We start from the raw sequence: 22,923 nt of genomic DNA on the forward strand, positions 1-22,923 counted from the left end.
GGCTGGTAGAACGGACACCAGCCGGCGACCAGCCGGTCTGCCGACCTCCCGCCGGCACAGACCTGACGCACGGAGGCGCCGGTGTTCCTCGTCGACGAACCGCTCGCCCCCCGCGCGGACGCCACGTCATCCGGCACAGCACCCGGCACATCGCCTGGCGGGGCCGCGGTGCGCACCCGGACCCTCGTGCACTCCGTGAGCGACCTCGTGGTCGCCGCCGAGTGCGAGTACCGCCTCCTCTGCCGCCTCGACGAGACCCTGGGCCGGGTACCGGCCCGCGAGCCGGGCGACGACGCGATGCTGGACCGCACCGCGGCGCTCGGGGAGCGCCACGAGCTCGCCGTCCTGGCCGACCTCGAGCGGCAGCACGGGCCGTTCGACCCCGCGACGGGACGTGGTGTCGTCCGCATCGAGCCCGCGCGCCGCTCGACGTACGCCGAGCTGGCCGACGCCCATGCGCACACGCTCGCCGCGCTCGAGGCCGGCGCCGACGTCGTCTACCAGGCGGTGCTCTTCGACGGCGAGTTCTCCGGGCGGGCGGACTTCCTCGTCCGGCGCGGCGCGGCCTACACCGTCGTCGACACCAAGCTCGCCCGCCGCGCCAAGGTGCCCGCGCTCCTGCAGGTCGGGGCGTACGCCGACCAGCTCCTCGCCGCGGGGGTGCCCGTCGCGCCGACCGTGTCGCTCGTGCTGGGGGCGGGCACGTGGTCCGACCACCGCGTCGCGGACGTCCTGCCCGTCTACCGCGACCGTCGTGCACGGTTGACGGCCCTCACCGCGGCCCATCTGGCCCGCACCGACCCGGCACCCTGGGACGACCCGGACGTGCAGGCGTGCGGGCGCTGCGACCGCTGCGGTGAGCAGGTCGCCGCACGCCGGGACGTGCTCCTCGTCGGCGGCGTCTACGAGACGCAGCGCGAACGCCTCCGCGGCGCGGGCATCACCACGATCGACGAGCTCGCCGCCGCGACGACGGGACCCGCGGACATGCCGCACGACCGGTTCGTCCAGCTGCGTCGCCAGGCCGCGCTCCAGCTCGGCGACCCCACGGACGACGCCGCGTGGGCGCACGGCACCGTCCGGTGGGCCGACGCGAGCGGACCGCGCGAGCTCGCCTGGCGCATCGACGACCCCGCACCCGTCCAGCGGCTCCCACCGCCGAGCGCCGGCGACCTCTTCTTCGACTTCGAGGGCGACCCGCTGTGGAGCGACGACGACGGGACCGACTGGGGGATCGACTACCTCTTCGGCTGGGTGGAACGCCCCTCCACGCCGGGTGCGGACCCTCCGTTCCACGCCCTGTGGGCGCACGACCTCGTCGCCGAGCGGGACGCGCTGATCGCGTTCGTCGACCACGTCGCCGACCGGCGACGCACCCACCCGGACCTGCACGTCTACCACTACGCGGCCTACGAGAAGACGCACCTGCTCGCCATCGCCGCGCGCCACGGCGTGTACGAGGAGGAGGTCGACGACCTGCTGCGCGACGGCGTCCTCGTCGACCTCTACGCGGTCGTGCGCCAGTCGCTGCACATCGCGAACAAGTCCCGCTCCATCAAGAAGCTCGAGCCCCTCTACATGGGTGACGAGCTGCGCACGGGCGACGTGACGGACGCCGCGGCGTCCGTCGTCGCCTACGCCGAGTACTGCGCGCTGCGGGACGCGGGCAGGGCCGCGGAGGCCGACGCGCTGCTGCGGGGCATCGCGGACTACAACCGGTACGACTGCGTCTCCACGCTGCGCCTGCTGGAGTGGCTGCAGGGCGCGGTCCAGGGCGCTGATCGCGCCGAGCCCGTGCGGGAGACCGCACTCGGGCCCGTCACCCCGCCCACGGATGCCGATCCGGCCCTGCCCGCCGAGCCGTCCGCAGGGCTCGTGCTCGAGGAGGAGATCCGGGGGGTCATCGGCGAGGACCGGGCCCGCCGGGACGACGTGGCCCAGGCGCTCGCGATGTACGGCGCCGCGGTGGGGTACTACCGGCGCGAGGCCAAGCCGTTCTGGCACGAGCACTTCTCGCGGCTGACCATGCCCGTCGACGAGTGGCTGGGTCGGCGCAACGCGTTCCACGTGGAACGCGCCGAGGTCGTCTCCGACTGGTCGGTCGAGCCCGGCCGGCGCAATCCGTCACGGCTGCTCGAGCTGACCGGCCGGCTGCCGGAGGGGACCGACCTGCGGGCCGGTGCCGCGCCCTACCTGCTCTACGACCCGCCGCTGCCGCCGTGCGCCAAGACCTCCGCCGACGGCTCACGCGGCTGGCTCACGGGTGCGTCCGTCCTCGCCGCAGATCGCCGTGCCACGACCGTCGGGGAGCGTGACGTGCTGCGCGTCCGCGAGCAGCTCCCGGGCGGGGCCGAGCCCTTCGACGCCGTCCCCATGGCCCTCACCCCCGCTGCTGGTCCCGGGACCGCCCCGCTCGAGGCCGCCACCGAGGGCGCCGCACGCAGCGCGCTCGAGCGGTGGCGGGCGGACGGGTCGCTGCCGCGCGGGGCGGCGAGCGACATCCTCCGGCGCACGCCCCCACGGCTGCTCGACGGCGCCCCGCTCCCGACGGTCGAGGACGGAGACCTGGTCACGGCGATCACCGCGGCCCTGGTCGGGCTCGACGAGTCGTACGTCGCGGTCCAGGGGCCGCCCGGGACGGGCAAGACGTACGTCGGGTCGCGTGTCGTGGCCCGGCTCGTCGAGTCCGGCTGGCGGGTCGGGGTCGTCGCGCAGTCGCACGCGGTCGTCGAGAACATGCTGCGCGCCGTCGTCGCGGCCGGGGTCCGGTCCGAGCTGGTCGCGAAGAAGAGGGCCGCCGACGGGTCGTCCGACACCGCGGTGTGCGCCGAGCTCGCAGGGCCGGCACTCGCAGCGTTCGCCGCCGAGCCTGGGCCACGAGTCGTCGGCGGTACCGCGTGGGACTTTGCCGGGGAGCGCATGCCGCCCGGCGGGCTCGACCTGCTCGTCATCGACGAGGCCGGGCAGTTCGCCCTCGCGAGCACGGTCGCCGTCGCCCGGAGCGCGCAGCGCCTGCTGCTCCTGGGGGACCCGCAGCAGCTGCCGCAGGTCAGCCAGGGAACGCACCCCGAACCCGTCGACCGGTCCGCGCTCGGCTGGCTCACCGACGGGCACGACGTCCTCCCCGCCGACCGCGGCTACTTCCTGCCGACGACGTGGCGGATGCACCCCGCGCTCGCCGCCGCGGTCTCGGCCCTGTCGTACGAGGACCGCCTGCACGCCCACCCCGTGGCGGCCGCCCGCGACCTCGACGGTGCGCGCCCGGGGATCCACCACGTCCCCGTGGAGCATCGCGGAAACCAGGTGAGGTCACGCGAGGAGGCCGATGAGGTCGTCCGGCAGGTCGAGCGCTTCCTCGGCCGCGCCTGGACCGCCGCCGGCGTCACCCGACCGCTCGACGAGGGCGACGTGCTCGTGGTCGCGGCCTACAACGCGCAGGTGCGGGCCGTGCGGCAGGCGCTGGCCGCCGCGGGGCACGCGCAGGTGCAGGTCGGGACGGTCGACAAGTTCCAGGGCCGGGAGGCGCCCGTCGTGATCGTCACCTTCGCGGCGTCCTCCGCCGGCGACGTCCCGCGGGGGATGGGCTTCCTGCTCTCGCGCAACCGGGTCAACGTCGCGGTCTCGCGCGCGCAGTGGTGCGCCGTCGTGGTCCGGTCGCCCGCCCTCACGCAGTACCTGCCGCACTCGCCCCGCGGGCTCGAGGAGCTGGGTGCCTTCATCGGCCTGTGCGAGCGGGGCGACCGACCGGGCGCAGAGGGTGGCTGACGAGCACGGCCCGGTCACGCCGTAGGGCGTGACCGGGCCGTGCTCGTGGAGCGGGTCGGTCAGTACAGCGGACCGGTCAGAAGAGCGGCTCGGTCGTGATCTCGTCGGCGCTCGGCGCGACGACGTCGAGGTCCTCGCCCCAGTTGCTCATCGTCATCTCGCTCGTCGACCCGGCGACGTCGAAGGTGACCTTGCGCATGAGGTCGTCGGCGTCGATCCAGTACTGGTACGTGATCTCCTCAGGCAGCTCGGCCCCGGCGGCCTGCTCCTCCATCATCCCGCTGACCTTCGCGACGTCGACGACCACGTCGTAGGGCTGCGAGGGCACGCCGTCGATGTCGACCGGGTCGCCGGCCTTCTCGACGCTCTTGATGGCACCGTCGAGGTCACGGATGCTCTGGTTCGGGTCCATCTGCTCGGTGAGCCCGTCGAAGGACTGTGCCAGCGGGTCCTCGGGGTCCGAGGGGTCGACCTGGACGAACAGGCCGCCGCTCAGCTCGCCCATGTTGACGTAGAACATCTCGTCGACGACGCGGATCTCCATCTCGTCGCTGCCCGGGATGGTCATGGTCATCGCCATGTCCATGGTCGACTCGTGGATGACGAGGTCCCCGAGCATCTCCATGGTCATGCCCTCGGCCTCCATCACCATCGACATCGTCACGGAGCCGGCAGCGACCTGGGCGTCGACGATGCGCTGCGCGAAGTTCTCCGGGGTCAGCTCCTCGTCCGAGGACTCCTCGCCAGCAGCCTCCTCATCGGTGGACCCGGTGGTTCCGGAGCCGGACGGCTCGGTGCCGGTCGAGCACGCGCCGATCCCGAAGAGGCCGAGCGTGAGGACGGAGAGGGTGGCGACGGTACGGACGGTGCGTGCTGAGCGCATTGAGCAGACTCCCTGGATGCAGAACCGGCACGACGGACGTCGCACCGCGGACGTGCGGGAGGTTGCTGACGACCCCCCGCGCACGAGTGCCCCTGGTCGCGGAACGACCAGGGGCACTCGGTGATGATGATGTGGTCAGCTCACCCGGAGGTCAGCCGACCGACAACGTCAGACGAGGCGGATGTTCTCCGCCTGGGGGCCCTTGGGGCCCTGGGTGACGTCGAACTCGACGCGCTGGTTCTCCTCGAGGGTACGGAAGCCCTGGGCCTGGATGGCCGAGTAGTGCGCGAACACGTCAGCGCTGCCGTCCTCGGGAGCGATGAAGCCGTAGCCCTTCTCGCCGTTGAACCACTTCACGGTTCCTACTGCCATGGTGTTACTCCTTCAAGAGTCGGGATCACACCCCCGCACCTCGCGGGGAGTACATCACGGTGTTCGTCGTCAACTCTTGGGGTAACAAGGTCCGCTAGGGTTCCGCCGGGTGACGGCAACCTGCGCGCGAGGACAAGCGAGGCACTGCAATCTCGGGAACTACGGTACAGGGTTCGGGACGGTTGTGCTATGCGCTGACCCAGAGAATTTTTGTCAGGTTCCCGCGGGCACACGCTCGCCTGCCCGGACGCAGGCCGCGACGTGTCCCGCCCCCAGCCCGACGGGCTCCGGGACACGCTCCGCGCACACGTCGATCGCCAGGGGGCAGCGGGTGCGGAACACGCAGCCCGACGGCGGGGAGACGGGGGAGGGCACGTCGCCCCGCAGGAGGATGCGTCGCCGACCGCGCTCGACGACGGGGTCGTCCGCCGGGATGGCCGACAGCAGCGCCTGTGTGTACGGGTGCCCCGGCGCCGCGTAGATCTCCTCCCGCCCGGCGCTCTCCATGAGGCGCCCGAGATACATGACCTGGACGCGGTGGCTCATGTGCTCGACGGCCGCGAGGTCGTGCGAGATGAACAGGTACGACAGGCCGAGGTCGCGCTGGAGGTCCTGCAGGAGGTTCATGATCTGTGCCTGGACCGAGACGTCGAGCGAGGCCGTGGCCTCGTCGAGGACGACGATCTCGGGATCGCCCGCGAGGGCGCGGGCGATGCACACCCGCTGACGCTGGCCGCCCGAGAGCTCGTGCGGGTAGTGGTCGGCGAACCGGCGTGGCAGCCCGACGAGGTCCAGGAGGTCCGCGACGCGCCGTCCCCGCTCACGACCCGGCGACAAGCGGTGGATCTCGAGCGGCTCGCGCACGCTGTCCTCGATGGTCCGGCGCGGGTCGAGCGAGGCCAGGGGGTCCTGGAAGACCATCGTCACGCGGCGCCGCAGCTCACGCAGGGAAGGTCCGCGGGCGGACGTGACGTCGTGCCCGTCGAGCAGGATGCGCCCCGCCGTGGGCGGCACGAGCCCGAGGAGGGCGTTGCCGATGGTCGACTTGCCGCTGCCGGACTCGCCCACGAGTCCGAGCGTCTCGCCGTGGGCGAGCGAGAAGGACACGTCCTCGACGGCGTGGACCCAGGCCTTGCGCCGTTCGGTACGGACCGGGAAGCGCACCTGCAGCCCCTCGACCTGCAGCAGGGGTGCGTCGTGGACGCTCATGCGGTCTCCTCGGGGTCGAGCGGCGCGTCCCGCACCGGCGTCGCGCAGAACGAGCGCACGAGGTGCCCCGGGGCCAGCGGGACCAGCTCGGGGCGGTGGGTCGCGCAGCGGGGGTCGGAGCGCAGTGTGCAACGGTCGTAGAACACGCACCCGGCCGGCAGGCTGCGGGGGTCAGGGGGCGATCCGGGGATCGTCGTCAGGTGGCCGCCCGCGGACCCCAGGCGTGGCCGCGAGGCGAACAGCCCTTCGGTGTACGGGTGCGAGCGCTGCGCGAAGAGCGTCAGCACGTCTGCCTGCTCGACGACCTGGCCGCCGTAGAGGACGACCACCTCGTCGGCCAGGCCGCCCACGACGCCGAGGTCGTGGCTGATCCACACGACGGCGGTGCCCAGGCGCTCCTGCAGGTCCCGCACGGCGTCGATGATCTGGGCCTGGATCGTCACGTCGAGCGCGGTCGTCGCCTCGTCCGCGATGAGGACGTCCGGGTCGCAGGACAGCGCGATCGCGATCATCACCCGCTGCCGCATCCCGCCCGACAGCTCGTGCGGGTACGCCCGCAGCCGCCGCTCGGGGTCGGGGATACCGACCATCTCGAGCAGCTCGAGGGCGCGGCCGCGGGCTGCGCGCCGGGTCATCCCCAGGTGCTCCTCCAGGCCTTCGGTGAGCTGCCGCTCCACGTCGAGGATGGGGTTGAGCGACGTCGCCGGGTCCTGGAACACGAACCCGATCCGGCGTCCGCGCACCGCGCGCCGGCCCGCGGGCGAGAGGGTCAGCAGGTCCTGACCACCGCCGTCGGGCAGCGTGGCCGACGCCGGACCGTCCGGACCTCCGGACGACCGGCCCGACGAGTGGGGCGCGCCGAGCACGGCACGACCCGTCACCTGGGCGAGCGGCGGGCCGACCAGCCCGGTCGCGGCGAGCACCGTCATGGACTTGCCCGAGCCGGACTCGCCGACGATCCCGAGGGTCTGGCCGTGCTCCACCGACCACGAGACGCCGCGCAGGATCTGCGCGTCCTTGATCCGTACGTGCAGGTCCTGCACCGAGAGGGCGGGCATCAGTCGTTCACCGTCTTCCGGACGTCGAGCACGTCGCGCAGCGCGTCGCCCACGAGGTTGAGGGCCAGCACGGTCACGAAGACCGCGAGGCCGGGGAACACGCCCATCCACCACGCCTGGTCGAGGAACGCCTTCGCGTCGAACAGCATGCGCCCCCACGACGGCGCGGGCGGCTGGACCCCGAGGCCGAGGAAGGACAGGGCGGCCTCGGAGAGGATCGCGAACGCGAGCGAGAGGGAGGTCTGCACGATGATGGGCGCGCTGACGTTCGGCAGCACGTGCCGCACGATGACGCGGCCGGGGTGCGCCCCGAGCGAGACGGCGGCACGCACGTACGGTTCCTCGCGCACGGACAGCACGCTCGCGCGGGTCACGCGCGCGAAGATCGGGACGTAGACGACGCCGATCGCGATCATCGCGGTCGTGAGGCCTGGTCCGAGGACCGCCACGATCGCGATGGCGAGGAGCATCACCGGGAAGGCGAACATCACGTCCGCGACGCGCATGACGACGGTGTCCGGCCAGCCGCCGAAGTACCCCGCGACGAGCCCGAGCAGGACGCCCACGACGAGCGCGATCGTCACCGACACGACGCTGACCTGCAGCGAGACCGACGCGGCGAGGATGACCCGGGACATGACGTCCCGCCCCAGGTCGTCGGTGCCGAAGGGGTGCGCCGTGCTCGGGGGCTGCAGCGCGCGGGAGATGTCGACGGCGTTGGCGGGGTAGGGCGCGAGCTGCTCGCCGAAGAGGGCGCACACGACGAGCACCGCGAGGACGACGAGCCCCGCGACCGCGACCTTGTGGTGCAGGAGCGCGACGAGCGAGCGCACCCAGGGCGCGCGGCGTCGGGCCGTACCGTGCGTGGGCTCGGGGGCGAGCCGGGGGGTGGTGGTCATCGGGACACCTTGATCCTCGGGTCGACCCGTGCGTAGAGCAGGTCGACGACCAGGTTGACGAGCAAGAACATCGCCGCGACCAGGAGCACCGCTCCCTGCACGACCGGGTAGTCGCGTGCCGCGACGGCGTCGAGGACCAGGCGCCCGAGCCCGGGCCACGCGAAGACGACCTCGACGACGATCACGCCCCCGAGCATCGTCGCGAGCTGGACGCCGACGATCGTCAGGACGGGCACGAGCGCGTTGCGCACCACGTGCCGGCCGAGGACGACGCGCTCGCGCAGCCCCTTCGACTCGGCCGTGCGCACGTGGTCGGCGCCGAGCACCTCGAGGACGGAGGAGCGGATGTACCGCGTCATGATCGACCCCGCGACGAGGCCGAGGGTGACGGCGGGCATGGCCACGCGCCGCGCCCACTCGACGGGATCCTCGGTGAGCGGCACGTAGCCGGACGGCGGGAGCCAGCCGAGCGTGGAGGAGAACAGCAGGATGAGCAGCATCGCCATCCAGAAGTCCGGGACGGAGACGCCGACCTGGCTGACGATGCGCACGATGACGTCCGACGCCTTGCCGTGGTGCAGGGCGGAGTAGACGCCCAGGGGGAAGGCCACCACGAGCGCCACGACGAGGCCGGCGACGGCGAGCGAGACGGTCGCGGGGAGGCGGGACAGCAGGATCGTCGTGACGGGCTCGCCCGAGCGGAAGCTCACACCGAGGTCACCGGTGAGGGCGCTGCCGAGGTAGGCCACGTACTGCTCCAGCAGCGGTCGATCGAGGCCCGACGCCTCGCGCAGGGCCGCGTAGACGTCCGGGTCGTACCGGGTGCCCATGGCGATGCGTACCGGGTCGCCGGGGACCAGGTGCACCAGCGCGAAGACGACGACGGTCACGCCGAGCAGGACGACGAGGGAGTGCCCGACGCGTCGCAGGACGAACGCCACAGGGATCCTTCCGTGATCGGGCCGGCGCGGGGGCGGCGCCGGCCCGATCGGTTCGGGGGGTGGGGCAGGTCAGCGGTCGAGGCTGACGTCCGCGAAGCGGATCGCGCGGTCACCGCGGGCGACGTAGCCGACCACGTCCGGCGACCAGGTCTGCACGACGGCCGGGTTGTAGAGGTAGATGTAGCTGGCGTCGTCCGCGATCTGGGTGGCCGCCTCGGCGTAGATCTCCTGGCGGGCCTGCTCGTCGGTCTCCGTCCGGCCCGCGTCGAGCAGGTCGTCGACCTCCGGGTTCGAGTACCCCTGGTAGTTGTTGGGGCCGTCGGTGTGGTGCTGGCCGTAGTAGAAGTCGTCCGGGTCGATGTTGCCCAGCCACCCCAGCATGAGCATGTCCCAGTTGCCCTGGCCCTGTTCGTCGAGCCACGTGCCGAAGTCGAGGCTGCGGATCTCGACGGCGATCCCGACCTCGGCGAGCTGGCTCTCGATGACCTGGGCCGCCGTGACGGTCTCCGGGTAGTCGGCCGTGACCATGAGGTCGATCGTCAGGTCGTCCACGCCAGCCTCGTCGAGGAGGTCGCTCGCCCGCGCGGTGTCGAGGGAGTAGGTGTCGTACTCGGTGTACCAGGCGCTGCTGACGGGGATCGCGGTCTGGTTGACGGTCGCGTTGCCGTACATCGTCGCCTCGGTGATCGCGTCGCGGTCGATCGCGTACGCGATGGCCTGCCGGACCCGGACGTCGTCGAACGGTGGGTTCGCCTGGTTCGTCGCGAGGTACCAGTAGTCGTTGGAGCCGACCTGGGCGATGTCGATCGAGGAGTCCTCCATGAGGGACCCGACCTGCTGGGGCGGCACCGAGTCCGTCCAGTCGATCTCGCCCGCGGCGAGCGCGGCGAGCGCCGTGGTGGGCTCGGGGATGAACTGGAAGGTCACACCGTCGAGGTGGGGCGCGCCGCCCCAGTGCTCCTCGTGGGCGACGAGCTCGATGCGCTCGCCCGAGGAGTAGGCCGAGAGCTCGAACGGGCCGGTGCCGACCGGCTGGGTGGTGATCTCGCCGGACTCGACGTTCTCCTGCTGGACGATCGCCACGCCCTTGTAGCCGCCGATGCTGGCGAGCAGGTTGGGCGAGGGGTTCGTGACCGTGATGACGACGGTGCGCTCGTCGGTGGCGCTGACGTCCTCGACGGCGGCGAAGCGCCACGAGCTGGCCAGCTCCTCGTCCATGATGCGCCGGTAGGAGTACACGACGTCGTCGGCGTCGAACGCCGTGCCGTCGTGCCAGGTGACGTCGTCGCGCAGCGTGAAGGTCCACGTGAGCTGGTCGTCGCTGATCTCCCAGGACTCGGCGAGGGCGGGCTGCATGACGAGGTTCTCGTCGGGGGCGACGAGGGTGTCGAAGACGTTCTCGAGGACCTGGAACGAGAAGTAGGAGCTCGTGGACTGCGGGTCGAGCTGGTCCGGCTCGCCGGCGATCGCGGCGACGAGGATGCCACCTGCGTCGCCCGAGCCGCCCTCGCCGGAGCCGTCGACGTCGACACCCTCACCGGGGCTGCAGGCTGCGAACAGGGCAGCGGTCGCGACGGTCGCCACCACGGCCAGTCCCGCTCGCCTCGTGGTGCGTGTGGTCATGGTTCGTCTCCTCGTTCGTCCGGGGTGCCATCACCATAGTGAAGGTTTCATCATTCTGTTAGCGTGGTCAGCGGGATGCAAGGAGTCGGCACGAGCCGTAACACAAACGTCACATGGGAGTTCGATGACCTTCTCGATCGTCGCGCGGAGTGCCGACCACGCCTGGCTGGGTGTGGCGACGGCCACCCGGTCGCTGGCCGTGGGTGCGGCCGTCCCCGCCGCCGCCGCGGGCGTCGGTGCGCTCGCCACCCAGGCGTTCACCAACCGTGCCTTCCGTGCCCAGGGCCTGGAGAGCTTGCGGGACGGCGCGGCTCCCGACCACGTCCTCGACCTCCTCGGGCAGGGGGACCCCGGCTGGGCGCGCCGACAGGTCGCGATCGTCGACGCCCGGGGGCGCTCCGCCGTCTGGACCGGGCCCGGCTGCACCGCGTGGGCGGGCTCCGAGCACGGCGACGACTATGCCGTCGCGGGCAACCTCCTGACGGGATCGCAGGTCGTCGAGGCGATGGCCCGCACCTTCGTGGCCGCGGACGGCTCGACCGCCTTCGCGCACCTGCTCGTCGACGTGCTGCGCGCCGGCCAGGCGGCCGGCGGTGACGCGCGTGGCCGGCAGAGCGCCGCCCTCCTCGTCGTGCCGTGCCAGGGTGCCCCGGGTACGCCGGCGCACGTGGACCTGCGGGTCGACGACCACGCGGACCCGGTCGCCGAGCTCGCGCGGCTGCTCGACCTGCACGACGCGGACCTGCCCGCGACGGTCGACCCGGCCTGAGCCCGGTGCGACGTCCGGTCAGGTCGCGTAGGGCGTGACCGAGCCGAGCACGACGGTCGGCCCGTCGGCGAGGTTCGCCCACCAGTGGGCCTGCGTGCACTCGTACGTGATCGAGTCGCCCGGGCCGAGCTCGTGCCGGTCCGCGCCGAGCGTGACGAGCAGCGCCCCCGAGAGCACGTGCACGCACTCGAGGCCGAGGTGCCGGAACGGACGGGACTCGTTGGTGAAGCCCGGCGGCATCTCGGTGCGGATCACCTGCAGGGGCAGGTGCAGGTGGGGCGTGAGGAGCTCGCGGACCATGCCGGGCGGGTCGTCGTCGGACGGGTCGAGGTCGGGCATCCGGGTCCGAGCGCTCGCGCGCACCACGGGGTCGACCCGTTCCTGAGCGCCCTGCAGCAGCGCCACGAGCGGCATGCCCAGCCCGTCGGCGAGCCGCGTGAGGGTCTGGAACGACGGGTTGCCCTGCCCGCGCTCGAGCTGGGAGACGAGCCCGAGGCTCACGCCCGAGCGGTCCGCGAGCTGCTCGACCGAGAGCCCGAGACGCTGCCGCGTCCGCCGGATCTCGCTGCCGAAGGCGCCGATCCCTGCACCGGTCGAGGTGCTTCGCCCGTCCGGCTCCCTGTGCGCGCTCACCCTCGCATCGTAGGGGGAGCGTTCCCATGACGCCGCCCACGCCGCGCGTCGTCAGCCGTGCTTCGGCGCGTGAGACCCAGGTCACAGCGTTGTAACGATCTGCGAGACGCGACCGATCGATACACCATCGTCACATTGGCCAACTACGGTTCACCGCACCGAGCGGTCGACTCGACTGCGCACCACATCAGCACGGCACATCGGATTCCACCCGGATCCTCGGTCTCCCGCAAAGGGGAATGGAATGACTCAGCGTAAGTTCGTTCATCGGGGTATCGCGCTCGCTGCGGCGGTCACCCTGGCACTGACGGCCTGTGGCGACGGCAACGGCGGGTCCGACGACCCGACCGAGGGCGAGGGTGGCGGCTCCGCAGAGCCGCTGGTCGTCGGAACCCTCCTGCCGATCACCGGCACGCTCGCCTTCCTCGGCCCGCCCGAGGTCGCCGGCGTCGGTGTCGCGGTCGACGAGATCAACGAGGCCGGCGGTGTGCTCGGCAACGACGTCGAGCTCGTCGAGACGGACTCCGGTGACACCACCGACCTCAACGTCTCGACGCAGAGCGCGACCGAGCTCATCAGCCAGGGCGCGAACGTCGTCATCGGCGCGGCCTCGTCCGGTGTGTCGCTCAACGTGGTCGACCAGCTCACCGAGGCCGGCGTCATGATGATCTCCCCGGCCAACACGTCCACGACCCTGTCCGGGTACAGCCCGCTCTACTCGCGCACCGCCCCGCCGGACACGGTGCAGGGCGCCGCGCTCGGCTCGCTCATCCTGGACGAGGGCTACACCCGCGTCGGCATGCTCGTGCAGAACGAGGACTACGGCACGGGCCTGCGCAACGTCGTCGAGGACACGCTCACCGCCGGTGGCGGCGAGATCGTCTACGGCGGCGCGGACGGCGGCCAGGAGTTCCAGCCCGGCGAGACGAACTTCTCCGCGCAGGTCACGTCACTGCTCGCGCAGGAGCCCGACGCGATCCTCATCATCGCGTTCGACGAGACCCAGGCCATCATCAGCGAGCTCGTCGGCCAGAACTGGGACATGACCACGACGTTCTACACGGATGGCAACACGGCCAGCTACGAGGACGGGTTCGACGCCGGCACGCTCGCCGGTGCGCTCGGCACCATCCCCGGCGCCCGGGCCAACGACGAGTTCCGTGCGCTGCTCAGCGACTGGTACGAGGAGAACGAGGGCAGCCCGCTCACCGACTACTCCTACGGTCCTGAGTCCTACGACGCCGTGATCCTCGCCGCGCTCGCGGCGATCCGCGGCGGGGCTACCGACGGCCAGACGATCGCCGACAACCTGCGCGCCGTCTCCGGCTCGGAGGAGGGCTCGGTCGAGGTCGCGACCTTCGCCGAGGGTGTCGAGGCTCTCGAGAACGGCGACGAGATCAACTACCAGCCGGTCTCGGGTGTCGGCCCGATCAACGAGGACATGGACCCGTCGTCCGCCTTCATCGGCATCTACGAGTTCGACGACAACAACGTCCCGATCTACCAGCGCTCGATCGAGGGCAACATCGGCTGACGTCCCTCCGCTCCACCCGGACCGAGAGGCCCGGCACCGTCACGGTGCCGGGCCTCTCGCGCGTGGGACGCTGCGTCGGGACGAGGCCTCACGTGCCGAGCTCGTGCGACGGAATGCTGTGGAGTTCGGGCTCAACGTGTGAGCGTCCTGGCGTCACAGCCCCGTCATCGCCGTGGCCGGGATAGCGTCCCGGCATCGGACCGTCCGAGCGAGGGGGCACCATGAAGGCCGACCACTACGATCACTTCGCGGCCAGGTACGACGCCGAGAACGCGTCGAGCCTGCTCAACGCGTACTACGACCGGCCGGCCATGATCCGCCTCGCCGGCGACGTGCGCGGCCGACGCATCCTCGACGCCGGGTGCGGCTCCGGGCCGCTGACAGCGGCGCTGCGCGACAGGGGCGCCGTCATGACCGGGTTCGACGGCAGTCCCGCGATGATCGAGCTCGCGAGCCGCAGGCTCGGCGACGACGTGCCGCTGCACGTCGCGGACCTCGCTCGGCCCCTGCCGTTCGCGGACGGTGCGTTCGACGACGTGGTCGCCTCGCTCGTGCTCCACTACCTCGAGGACTGGGTGGCGCCGTTGACGGAGCTCCGGCGGGTGCTCGCGCCTGGTGGTCGGCTCATCATCTCGGTCAACCACCCGACCGCCAGCGTGGTCAACTTCCCGGGCGAGGACTACTTCGCCACCCGGCAGTACTCCGAGGAGTTCCTGTTCGACGGCGCGCCGGGCGTGCTGACGATGTGGCACCGGCCGCTGCACGCGATGGTCGACGCATTCACGGCCGCGGGCTTCGGCATCGAGATCCTGAGCGAGCCGCGGCCCTCACCGCAGACCCCGCCCGAGCTGCTCCCACCACGCATCGTCAGTGGTGAGCGCTCGGCGTTCTTGTGCTTCATCTACTTCGTCCTCAGGAGCAGGGCCGACAACTGACACGGGGGATGCCGCGTTCGCCACGGCGAGGAACGTGGCCGCCGGGACGAGCAAGGCGCGCACGGCCACCGTGCTGCGCACCATCGTCGCGACCCCGGCCCGCCTCGCGACGACCGGACGGGCATGGCTACATGCCGAAGCGGCGGCGCAGCTCGCGCGCGTGCCGTCGCGAGACCTCGACGCGCGAGCGCTGCCGGTCGGCCATGACCACCACCAGCGAACCCTGGAAGTCCGGGACCAGCTCCCGCACGTGGTCGAGGTTCACCAGGTACGACCGGTGCGCCCTGAAGAAGTGCCCGCGCAGGCGTCGCTCCAGTTCGTTGAGGGACATGGTCACCAGCAGGCGCTCGTCGGCGAGCTTGAGGTAGGAGTACCCGCGAGCCGCGCTCGCGTACACGATCGAGGCGCCGTTCACGAGGACCGTGCGCCCGTCCTTCTGCACCGGGATGCGGACCAGCGGCTCGACGTCACCGCGCGGCGCCGGGTCGGCGGACGACGGCGGAGCGGAGGCCGTGATCCCGGGCGCCGCGCCGTCGTCGGGGCCCAGCGCCCGGTCCAGCGCCCTGCGCAGCCGGTCCGCGTCGAAGGGCTTGAGGAGGTAGTCCGCCGCGGCGAGGTCGAAGGCATCGACCGCGTGGTCCGGGAAGGCGGTGGTGAAGATGACCTTCGGGGGGTCGGGCCGGTGCCGCAACGTCGCGGCGACCTCCAGCCCGGACCCACCGGGCATCCGCACGTCCAGCAGCACCAGGTCGTAGTCGAGCGAGCTCAGCAGGAGCAGGGCCTCCTCGCCGTTGGTGGCCTCGCCCACGACCTGGACCTGCCCGACCTCCTCGAGCAGGTAGCGCAGCTCGGCCCGCGCAGGGGCCTCGTCGTCGACGATCAGGGCCTTGGGTCGCATCATCGGGCGTCACCTTAGCGGGATCTGCAGGTCCACGGTGGTCCCCTTCCCCGGGGTGGAGGCGACGTCGAACGAGTAGCGGTCGCCGAACAGCGAGTCGAGACGTTGGGAGATGTTCCACAGGCCGACACCCGAGTGCTGCAGCCCGGCGGTGCCGGGACGTTCGCCGGCCAGCAGCCGGTCCAGCACCGTCGGGGCCATCCCGACGCCGTCGTCGGAGACGCGGATCGACGTGGTCCGGGTCAGCGGGTCCACCCGGGCCCGCAGGTGGACCGTCCCGCCGGTGACCGAGTCCGCGATCCCGTGCTTGACCGCGTTCTCCACGATCGGTTGGATGACCAGCACCGGCACCCGCGCCGTCAGCACCTGCGGGTCGAGGTCGTAGCGCACGCGCAGCCGGTCGCCGAACCGCGCCTGCTCCAGCGAGACGTACGTCCGCACGAAGAAGTACTCCTGGCTGAACTCCGCGAAGTGGCCGTCCTGGCGCACCGCGTAGCGGAAGAAGTCGCTCAGCCGCAGCAGGAGCTGGCGCGACTCCTCGGGGTCGGTGCGCGACTTCGAGGCGATGGTGTTGAGGATGTTGAACAGGAAGTGCGGGTTGATCTGCGCGCGCAGCGCGTCGAGCTTCGCGTCCGAGGCGAGATGACGCTCCCGGTCCATCTCGGCCAGCTCGAGGTGCAGCGACAGCATGGACGCCATGTCGTCGACGAGCACGCGCGGTGCCGGCTCGTCGTGGACCCGGTAGACCTTGAGCGTACCGACCACCCTGTCGGCGACGGCCAGCGGAGCGACCACCGCGGTGCGCAGCGGGCAGTCTGGCTCCGGGCACCCGATCCCGTCGCGGCCGTGCACGACGACGGTGCGCTTCTTGCCGATGGCCAGGCGGGACACCCGGGTCTGCAGCGTCCCGCCCACGTGGTGGTGGTCCGCGCCCGGTCCGACGAACGCGAGCACCTGCTCGGTGTCCGTGATGGCGATGGCGTCCCCGCCGAGGAGCGGTCGGATGAGCTGGGCGGTCCTGCGCGCAGCGTCGAGGGTGAGGCCGTTGCGCAGCGGCATCGAGCGGCCCGCGGCGGCGATGGTGAGCCCGTCGCGCACTCCGCGCGGGTCTCGCGGTCGGCGCGCCGAAGATCGCGACCGCTTCCGTGTGGTGGCCCCGCTGCGCGGCCCACGCAGGGCGGACGGGTACCCGAGCACCACGACGGTGGTCACCACGAGCCCCGCCGCCAGGGTCGGCAGCACCCCGAGGGCGGGAGCGACCAGGACCTGTGTGATCAGGTAGACGGCTCCCCACGCCACGACGAGCACCCCGGCCAGCAGCCGGCTACCCCCGCGCACGTCGCTCCCTCCGATCCGCTCGTTGCCGCCGGTTCTCCGCCACGACCAGCCGAGCCAGGCGCTCCGCGTGCCGGTCCGCGGCGGTGCCGTGCATGATCAGCCAGGACTTCTCCACGTCCGGTGGCGGTGTGGTGCGCAGGGAGACGAACACGGCCACGGCGGCAGCCAGGGGAGCCGCCACGAGGGTGGGCGTCACCAGCGCCTCGCGCAGCAGCCCACCGGTGGCGAACAGTCCCGCCGTGAACATCGCCACGGCGACGCCCATGCCCGTGACCATGCCCGCCACGGCGCCCGCCGCCGTCGACCGCGGCCACCAGATCGCGAGCAGGAACACGGGGGTCAGCGCCGACCCGGCCACCGCGAAGGCCCACGTCACCATGGTCGCCACGATCGACGGTGTGGCCGCGGTGAAGGTCTCGGGCCGGAGCATCAGTCCCAGGCAGGCCGCCGCGCAGGCGGTGGCCAGCGTGGTGATCCGGCCGGCCAGGACGGCCTGGCGCTGGGTGGCGCGAGGGTTGATGTGCCGCTCGTAGACGTCGTGGCCCCAGGAGGCGGCGGCGGCGAGGAGCAGTCCGGCGATGGTCGACATCACCGCGATGAGGGCGCCGGCCGCGACCACGCCCAGCCCGGCGTCGCCGCCGTAGATGCGGCCGAGGACTGGCAGGGCGTGCTCCGGGACCCGCAGCACCCCGTCGACGGTGAGCTCCGCGAGCCATGGGTGGTCGTCGACGGCGGTCGGGACGATCTCGCGGGCCGCCGTGCCGAGCATGACCGCCAAGGAATAGAAGACCCCGGCCAGGCACAGCACCCACACCGTGGTGGTGCGGGCGGCGCCACCGGTGGGAGACGTGAAGTAGCGGTTCATGACGTGCGGCAGCCCTGCGGTGCCCATCGCGAGCGTCGCGATGAGGGCGAACTGGCCGAGGCCGCCGTAGCGGGCACCGGGCTGGCCGAAGACGGCGGGGTCTCCCGGGTGCAGCGCGTTCTGCTCGGTGGCCAGCCCGCCGCCGTCCGCCGGGTTCTCCAGCGGGGCCGTCGACAGGTCGGCGACGGCCCCGCCGTAGTGGAAGCCCTCGCCGACGACGGTCGCGGCGAGCCAGATGAGGGCGCAGAGCAGCAGCAGGAACTGCACCGCCTGCGTCCAGGTCGTGCCACGCATGCCGCCGAACGCGACGAGCCCGCTGACCACTGCGGTGGAGACGAGGATCCCGGTCGCGTACGGGGACAGGCCGAAGAGCCCGGAACCCACGAGCAGCTCCCACGTGATCCCCGAGCCCACGGCCTGCGGCACGAGATAGGAAAGGATGACGAGCTGGACCACGCCGACCGCGACGAGCCGGACCTTCTCCGACCCCAGCCGGCGGCCCAGGAAGTCCGGGATGGAGAACTCGCCGAACCGGCGCAGCGGGGCCGCGACGAAGAGCAGCACCGGGACGAACCCGGCGGCGAAGCCCACGGCGTACCAGGCGCCGTCGAGGCCGGTCGCATACACCGCGGCGGCGACGCCGAGGAACGACGCGGCTGAGAAGTAGTCCCCGCAGATCGCCCACGCGTTGGTCGCGACCCCGACCCGCTGGCCCGCCAGGTAGAAGTCGACGGTGGACGCGCCCCGCGGACGCATGACGACGGCGACCGCGGTCAGCAGGACCAGGACGCCGGCGAGCGTCAGAGCGCTGGGCCCGGTCACGGGTGCTCATCTGTCGGGTCGGGGCCGATGGCGGGGCTGTCGTCGCGGGTGCCGTCCAGCATGCGGTGCTCGACCGCCGACGACAGGCGTGCCGCGGCGATCCCGAGGACGGCGAAGAACAGGTAGAGGCCGAAGGCGGCCACGAGGAACCCGGGGCTCATGCCGCCCGCGAGCCGTGCCTGCGACCACCAGTCCAGCGTGAGCGAGAGCACCGGGAAGGCCGCGACGGCGAGGAGGAAGACGACGAAGTAGCCGACCGCCACGCGCCGTAGCGTGCGGAAGGTGGCATCCACCTCCGCAGGGGTGTGCTGCGCGCCGACGTCGTCGTCCATGACCGTGCACCTTACGGAGCGTCGGCCCTCTGGACCAGTGCCGGGTGCCGCGTCGGGTCGGTCCAGGACCGAGTCATGACGGCGCGACGCCAGGCGTGCGCACCAGTCGGACGGCCGTGGCCAGCAGGATCACCGCTCCGCCGGTGACCATCACCAGCCCGATACCCGGCATGGCCTGTCCCCAGGCATCGGTCGCGACGCTGATCTGGACGAGCCGGACGAGCTGCCAGCCGGCCACGAAGGCGACGCCGGCACCGGCCACGATGCTGTGCGACACCGCGACCCAGCGCCGGGGCAGCAAGGCGCCGGCCACGGCGATGAACCCGCCGCACAGTGTCCACAACCCGGGCCCGGCCGTGCCGCTGATGCTCCCGACCGGCGTGATCACCCAGGGCAGGAGGCTCCCCACGATCACCACGAGCGCGCCGACCAGGAGGCCGATGCTGCCAGGGTGCAGGATCTGCTTGCGCTGCGTCCGCGTCCGACCCCCTGCGCGGAGCAGGTTGCCGAGGGATGCGCTCGTCGTCGAGGCCATGGACCGACTGTAGGTGCGCAGGCCCTCGTCCGGACCCGCGGGTCGGCGAACGGTCCTGGCGGTTCAGCGAGCGGTCGATACCGATCGGCGAACGGTCGTCGGGCGGTGGTGCACCGGTCGGGAGCCGTCCGGAGCCGTTCGCGGGACGGTCCCTGCCGTCGGGCGACCAGGTCTTGTGAGCAGTGCGAACGGTGCGATTCGCTCGGCCGGTACGGGGACGTTCCCCGGGCGACGGTGCCCGGGGTGAACGCGACGAAGGGAGCGTCCGATGACCGACAGCACGCGAGAGGTCTCGCCAGATCCGGGGCCGCCACCGATCAACGGCTGGCGGCAGGAGTACTGGAAGAAGAACCTCCGGCTGATGGTGGTGCTGCTCAGCATCTGGTTCCTCGTCTCGTTCGTCTGCGGGATCCTGCTGATCGAGCAGCTGAACAACGTCGTCGTCCTCGGGTTCCCGCTGGGGCTGTGGTTCGCACAGCAGGGATCGATCTACACCTTCATCATCCTGATCCTGGTGTACACGCTGCGCATGGACCGGCTCGATGACGAGTTCGGTGTCGCCGAGCGCGACGGGGAGGGGAACCGGCTGTGAACGAGATCCAGATGTGGTCGCTCGTCTTCGTGGGGTTGTCGTTCGTGGTCTACCTCACCATCGCGTGGCGCAGCCGGGTGAAGGAGACCAAGGGCTTCTACGTGGCCGGCCAGGGCATCCCGGCCGTCGCCAACGGTGCGGCCGTCGCAGCGGACTGGATGTCCGCGGCGTCGTTCATCTCCATGGCGGGCCTCATCGCCTTCATGGGGTCGGACGGCTCGGTCTACCTCATGGGCTGGACGGGTGGCTACGTGCTCCTGGCCCTGCTGCTCGCGCCCTACCTGCGCAAGTGGGGAAAGTTCACCGTCCCGGAGTTCGTCGGTGACCGCTACTCGGAGTACGTGCGGCTCATCGCGGCGGTCGCCGCGATCATCGTGTCCTTCACGTACGTGGTCGGCCAGATGCGGGGTGGCGGCATCGTGTTCAGCCGGTTCCTCAACCTGTCCATCGAGGGCGGGGTGGCCGTCGCCGCGGCGATCATCTTCCTGTACGCCGTGCTGGGCGGGATGAAGGGCATCACCTGGACCCAGGTGGCCCAGTACACGGTGATGATCGTCGCCTACCTCATCCCGGCGTGGACCATCGCGCAGAAGATGACGGGCTTCCCCGTGCCGCAGGTGACGTTCGGCCAGATCCTGGCCGAGCTCGACGCGCTGAGCGAGAAGTTCGGGCTCGCCCAGTACACCGAGGCGTTCGCCGCCCGGCCGCAGCTCGACGTCTTCCTGGTGACGTTGTCCCTGATGATCGGTACGGCCGGCCTGCCGCACGTCATCATCCGGTTCTACACGACCAAGTCCGTCCGTGGCGCACGGTTCTCCGCGTTCTGGGCACTGTTCTTCATCGGCCTGCTGTACACGACGGCACCGGCCGTGGGCGCGTTCACCAAGCTGAACCTCATGCAGTCGGTCGACGGCGTAGCGGTCGCCTCGTTGCCGGCCTGGGTGAACAACTGGGCCGCGACCGGTCTGGTGAGCGTCTCCGAGAACGCCTCGACCATCTCCACGTTGAGCAACGACCCGACGTCGGGCGCTGACCTCATCGTGAACAACGACATCCTCGTGCTGGCCACGCCGGAGATCGCCGGCCTGCCGGCGCCGATCGTCGGCCTGGTGGCTGCGGGCGGGCTCGCAGCGGCGATGTCGACGGCGGCCGGGCTGCTGCTCGTCATCTCGTCCTCCGTCTCGCACGACCTGTACTTCCGGGTCGTCAAGAAGGAGGCCTCGGAGTCGCAGCGCCTGCTCGTGGGCCGTGTCGCCATGGGGGCCGCGGTCGTCGTGGCGATCTACGGCGGCATCAACCCGCCGGCCTACGTCGCCCAGGTGGTCGCCTTCGCATTCGGGCTGGCAGCCTCGACGTTCTTCCCGATCCTCGTGCTGGGGATCTTCTGGAAGCGGGCCAACGCCATCGGTGCGGCGTCCGGCATGGTCACCGGTCTGGTGTTCACGGCGTCGTACATGATCTACACCCTCGACGTGTTCGGAACGTCGGCGAACGAGCACGTGCTCGGGATCTCGCCGGAGGGCATCGGGGCCATCGGCGCGCTGGTGAACATCATCGTCACGGTCGTGGTGTCGAAGCTCACGGCGCCACCGTCGGAGCACATCCAGGAGATGGTGGAGGGCATCCGCTACCCGGCTGCGCGGGTGCAGACGCCCGTTCACGAGACGGAGTAGCAGCTCCTTCAGCCGCCGTCGAGTGTCGAGGTTCGGACCGTTCTGCCCGCTCAGCGCGGTCCGAACCTCGACACTCGACGGCCACGTCGCGCGTCGTGAGGGTTGTGCGGCCTGTGAGGCCGAGCGTGCGCCCCAGGGCATAGAGCGCGAAGAGGACTGTTGCTGCGGTGACGGTCCAGAGAAGGGCGTCGCTGCTCTCTGCGGGAACGACGCAGATCAGTTCGCCACCTGGGCCGCCGGGCTCGATCACACACGGTCGAGCCGACCTCACCCAACCCCTAGCCATGACCCAAGGTGGGATCCATGTCGACGGTCGCTCCGGCCCGCGGCTTCCTGCTGACTGGCGCGGTGGCCCTCCGAGCGGAGGCCACGTGGAGCACGATCGGCGCGGCTCTCGGCACGACCCGTCAGGCCGCGTGCACCTGCGCTGGACGAGATCACCGCACCTGCTCTCAGAAGGCGACGCGCTCTGGACGTTCTACCTCGACCCTTCGGCGCACTACGCCAACAGGATGCGGCGCTGTGCGCCGTGTCGGTCGTCCGCGGCGCGACCGTTGTGGGGCCCCTCCTGGCTCTCCATCGTCACTCCCGCACCCCGCGAGGGTGGTCGCCGTCGTCCCTCCGCCCTCTCGGCGTTCGCCGACAGCGATCACGCACCTCTGGCACTCGCCATGGGTGAGTGCTAAAACTCTGTCTGTAGCCACCTGGCCGGGGCTCCTGGCTCCGGGTCGGGTACGCGACGACCTCGACGGTCGAGGTCGCACGACGAGGAGGTGATGCGTGATGGCTACCCGTTGGGACCCCGTGCAGGAGATGGACCGGCTCTTCGCCTCGATGCTGACCACGAACCGCGACGCGGCGCCGATGCCGATGGACCTGGTGCGCGAGGGCGACCACTACGTCCTGGCCCTGGACCTGCCGGGCGCGGACCCGGGGACGATCGACGTCTCGGTCGAGGACCGCTCCCTGACGATCCGCGCCGAGCGGACGGCGCGCTCGGGCGAGGCGGACTGGCTCGTGCGCGAGCGCCCGTCGGGCACCTTCGCCCGCCAGCTCACGCTCGGTCGCGGGCTCGCGCTCGACAGGATCTCCGCGAGCTACGCCGACGGCGTCCTGTCGCTGACGATCCCGGTGAGCGAACAGGCGAGGCCGCGCCGGATCGAGGTGTCGCACTCGTCGCCCGCGACCCAGATCGCGACGGGCGAGACCGTCGAGCACGAGGCCGGCACGAGCTGATGGGGACGGCC

At 71.6% G+C, this 22,923-nt stretch carries 20 protein-coding genes; 7 read left to right on the plus strand and 13 right to left on the minus strand.

What is annotated here, in order from left to right; all coding sequences use genetic code 11:
• Positions 1-81 precede the first annotated feature (81 nt).
• Positions 82-3,765 (plus strand): TM0106 family RecB-like putative nuclease, encoded by a 3,684-nt coding sequence (locus OHL10_RS07080; RefSeq protein ID WP_322645529.1) that lies wholly within the window; start codon positions 82-84, stop codon positions 3,763-3,765.
• A gap of 76 nt (positions 3,766-3,841) precedes the next feature.
• Here OHL10_RS07080 and OHL10_RS07085 read toward each other — a convergent pair whose 3' ends face one another.
• From OHL10_RS07085 to OHL10_RS07115, 7 genes are all read right to left on the minus strand, one after another.
• Entirely contained in the window at positions 3,842-4,648 is an 807-nt protein-coding gene (locus OHL10_RS07085; RefSeq protein ID WP_265521497.1) for an SCO4651 family lipoprotein, read from the minus strand.
• A gap of 168 nt (positions 4,649-4,816) precedes the next feature.
• The gene (locus OHL10_RS07090) at positions 4,817-5,020 is read right to left on the minus strand and encodes a cold-shock protein (RefSeq protein WP_265521498.1); all 204 of its coding nucleotides are present in this window, start codon (positions 5,018-5,020) and stop codon (positions 4,817-4,819) included.
• A gap of 213 nt (positions 5,021-5,233) precedes the next feature.
• Positions 5,234-6,229, minus strand: a complete 996-nt coding sequence (locus tag OHL10_RS07095) for an ABC transporter ATP-binding protein (protein ID WP_265521499.1) — start codon at positions 6,227-6,229, stop codon at positions 5,234-5,236.
• The gene (locus OHL10_RS07100; protein ID WP_265521500.1) at positions 6,226-7,287 is read right to left on the minus strand and encodes an ABC transporter ATP-binding protein; all 1,062 of its coding nucleotides are present in this window, start codon (positions 7,285-7,287) and stop codon (positions 6,226-6,228) included. The genes OHL10_RS07095 and OHL10_RS07100 overlap by 4 nt, the downstream gene beginning before the upstream one ends.
• On the minus strand, positions 7,287-8,186 hold the full coding sequence (locus tag OHL10_RS07105) for an ABC transporter permease (RefSeq protein WP_265521501.1): 900 nt from the start codon (positions 8,184-8,186) through the stop codon (positions 7,287-7,289). Before OHL10_RS07105 ends, OHL10_RS07100 begins: the two co-directional genes overlap by 1 nt.
• A complete protein-coding gene (locus OHL10_RS07110; RefSeq protein ID WP_265521502.1) occupies positions 8,183-9,127 on the minus strand; it encodes an ABC transporter permease in 945 nt (314 codons plus the stop codon). The genes OHL10_RS07105 and OHL10_RS07110 overlap by 4 nt, the downstream gene beginning before the upstream one ends.
• Positions 9,128-9,196: 69 nt before the next feature.
• The gene (locus OHL10_RS07115) at positions 9,197-10,750 is read right to left on the minus strand and encodes an ABC transporter substrate-binding protein (protein WP_265521503.1); all 1,554 of its coding nucleotides are present in this window, start codon (positions 10,748-10,750) and stop codon (positions 9,197-9,199) included.
• A gap of 124 nt (positions 10,751-10,874) precedes the next feature.
• Here OHL10_RS07115 and OHL10_RS07120 point away from each other — a divergent pair, with 124 nt between their 5' ends.
• The gene (locus OHL10_RS07120; protein ID WP_265521504.1) at positions 10,875-11,519 is read left to right on the plus strand and encodes a DUF1028 domain-containing protein; all 645 of its coding nucleotides are present in this window, start codon (positions 10,875-10,877) and stop codon (positions 11,517-11,519) included.
• Positions 11,520-11,537: 18 nt separating this feature from the next.
• On the opposite strand, the gene OHL10_RS07125 is transcribed toward OHL10_RS07120, so the two are convergent.
• Positions 11,538-12,152 (minus strand): helix-turn-helix domain-containing protein, encoded by a 615-nt coding sequence (locus OHL10_RS07125; RefSeq protein WP_265521505.1) that lies wholly within the window; start codon positions 12,150-12,152, stop codon positions 11,538-11,540.
• A 244-nt stretch (positions 12,153-12,396) separates the two neighbouring features.
• Here OHL10_RS07125 and OHL10_RS07130 point away from each other — a divergent pair, with 244 nt between their 5' ends.
• The gene (locus OHL10_RS07130; RefSeq protein WP_265521506.1) at positions 12,397-13,686 is read left to right on the plus strand and encodes an ABC transporter substrate-binding protein; all 1,290 of its coding nucleotides are present in this window, start codon (positions 12,397-12,399) and stop codon (positions 13,684-13,686) included.
• A 221-nt stretch (positions 13,687-13,907) separates the two neighbouring features.
• Positions 13,908-14,621 carry a class I SAM-dependent methyltransferase gene (locus OHL10_RS07135; RefSeq protein WP_265521507.1) on the plus strand — a complete coding sequence of 238 codons (714 nt, stop codon included), beginning with the start codon at positions 13,908-13,910 and terminating at the stop codon, positions 14,619-14,621.
• A 127-nt stretch (positions 14,622-14,748) separates the two neighbouring features.
• Here the strand turns inward: OHL10_RS07135 and OHL10_RS07140 are convergent, their stop codons facing one another.
• The 5 genes from OHL10_RS07140 to OHL10_RS07160 form a co-directional block, all read right to left on the minus strand.
• Complete coding sequence (locus OHL10_RS07140) at positions 14,749-15,522, minus strand: LytR/AlgR family response regulator transcription factor (RefSeq protein WP_265521508.1); 774 nt, start codon at positions 15,520-15,522, stop codon at positions 14,749-14,751.
• 6 nt (positions 15,523-15,528) lie between these two features.
• Complete coding sequence (locus tag OHL10_RS07145) at positions 15,529-16,857, minus strand: histidine kinase (protein WP_265521509.1); 1,329 nt, start codon at positions 16,855-16,857, stop codon at positions 15,529-15,531.
• Positions 16,844-18,544: a sodium/solute symporter gene (locus OHL10_RS07150; RefSeq protein WP_265521510.1), complete on the minus strand. Its 1,701-nt coding sequence runs from the start codon at positions 18,542-18,544 to the stop codon at positions 16,844-16,846. Before OHL10_RS07150 ends, OHL10_RS07145 begins: the two co-directional genes overlap by 14 nt.
• Positions 18,541-18,876, minus strand: a complete 336-nt coding sequence (locus tag OHL10_RS07155) for a hypothetical protein (protein ID WP_265521511.1) — start codon at positions 18,874-18,876, stop codon at positions 18,541-18,543. The genes OHL10_RS07150 and OHL10_RS07155 overlap by 4 nt, the downstream gene beginning before the upstream one ends.
• Before the next feature lie 73 nt (positions 18,877-18,949).
• Entirely contained in the window at positions 18,950-19,411 is a 462-nt protein-coding gene (locus OHL10_RS07160; RefSeq protein ID WP_265521512.1) for a hypothetical protein, read from the minus strand.
• Positions 19,412-19,679: 268 nt separating this feature from the next.
• On the opposite strand from OHL10_RS07160, the gene OHL10_RS07165 reads away from it, so the two are divergent.
• The 3 genes from OHL10_RS07165 (at position 19,680) to OHL10_RS07175 (ending at position 22,912) form a co-directional block, all read left to right on the plus strand.
• Entirely contained in the window at positions 19,680-20,003 is a 324-nt protein-coding gene (locus OHL10_RS07165; RefSeq protein WP_265521513.1) for a DUF4212 domain-containing protein, read from the plus strand.
• Positions 20,000-21,676, plus strand: a complete 1,677-nt coding sequence (locus tag OHL10_RS07170; RefSeq protein ID WP_265521514.1) for a sodium:solute symporter family protein — start codon at positions 20,000-20,002, stop codon at positions 21,674-21,676. The genes OHL10_RS07165 and OHL10_RS07170 overlap by 4 nt, the downstream gene beginning before the upstream one ends.
• Before the next feature lie 783 nt (positions 21,677-22,459).
• Positions 22,460-22,912 (plus strand): Hsp20/alpha crystallin family protein, encoded by a 453-nt coding sequence (locus tag OHL10_RS07175; protein ID WP_265521515.1) that lies wholly within the window; start codon positions 22,460-22,462, stop codon positions 22,910-22,912.
• Positions 22,913-22,923: the final 11 nt, after the last annotated feature.

This window comes from Oerskovia flava (assembly GCF_026163685.1).
GTDB lineage: Bacteria > Actinomycetota > Actinomycetes > Actinomycetales > Cellulomonadaceae > Oerskovia_A > Oerskovia_A flava.

Bases quoted from the DNA above. Each gene is read 5' to 3' on its own strand.
- OHL10_RS07085 (WP_265521497.1), bottom strand. From the start codon at position 4,648: ATGCGCTCAGCACGCACCGTCCGTACCGTCGCCACCCTCTCCGTCCTC.
- OHL10_RS07090 (WP_265521498.1), bottom strand. From the start codon at position 5,020: ATGGCAGTAGGAACCGTGAAGTGGTTCAACGGCGAGAAGGGCTACGGC.
- OHL10_RS07095 (WP_265521499.1), bottom strand. From the start codon at position 6,229: ATGAGCGTCCACGACGCACCCCTGCTGCAGGTCGAGGGGCTGCAGGTG.
- OHL10_RS07100 (WP_265521500.1), bottom strand. From the start codon at position 7,287: ATGCCCGCCCTCTCGGTGCAGGACCTGCACGTACGGATCAAGGACGCG.
- OHL10_RS07105 (WP_265521501.1), bottom strand. From the start codon at position 8,186: ATGACCACCACCCCCCGGCTCGCCCCCGAGCCCACGCACGGTACGGCC.
- OHL10_RS07115 (WP_265521503.1), bottom strand. From the start codon at position 10,750: ATGACCACACGCACCACGAGGCGAGCGGGACTGGCCGTGGTGGCGACC.
- OHL10_RS07120 (WP_265521504.1), top strand. From the start codon at position 10,875: ATGACCTTCTCGATCGTCGCGCGGAGTGCCGACCACGCCTGGCTGGGT.
- OHL10_RS07130 (WP_265521506.1), top strand. From the start codon at position 12,397: ATGACTCAGCGTAAGTTCGTTCATCGGGGTATCGCGCTCGCTGCGGCG.
- OHL10_RS07135 (WP_265521507.1), top strand. From the start codon at position 13,908: ATGAAGGCCGACCACTACGATCACTTCGCGGCCAGGTACGACGCCGAG.
- OHL10_RS07140 (WP_265521508.1), bottom strand. From the start codon at position 15,522: ATGATGCGACCCAAGGCCCTGATCGTCGACGACGAGGCCCCTGCGCGG.
- OHL10_RS07155 (WP_265521511.1), bottom strand. From the start codon at position 18,876: ATGGACGACGACGTCGGCGCGCAGCACACCCCTGCGGAGGTGGATGCC.
- OHL10_RS07160 (WP_265521512.1), bottom strand. From the start codon at position 19,411: ATGGCCTCGACGACGAGCGCATCCCTCGGCAACCTGCTCCGCGCAGGG.
- OHL10_RS07165 (WP_265521513.1), top strand. From the start codon at position 19,680: ATGACCGACAGCACGCGAGAGGTCTCGCCAGATCCGGGGCCGCCACCG.
- OHL10_RS07175 (WP_265521515.1), top strand. From the start codon at position 22,460: ATGGCTACCCGTTGGGACCCCGTGCAGGAGATGGACCGGCTCTTCGCC.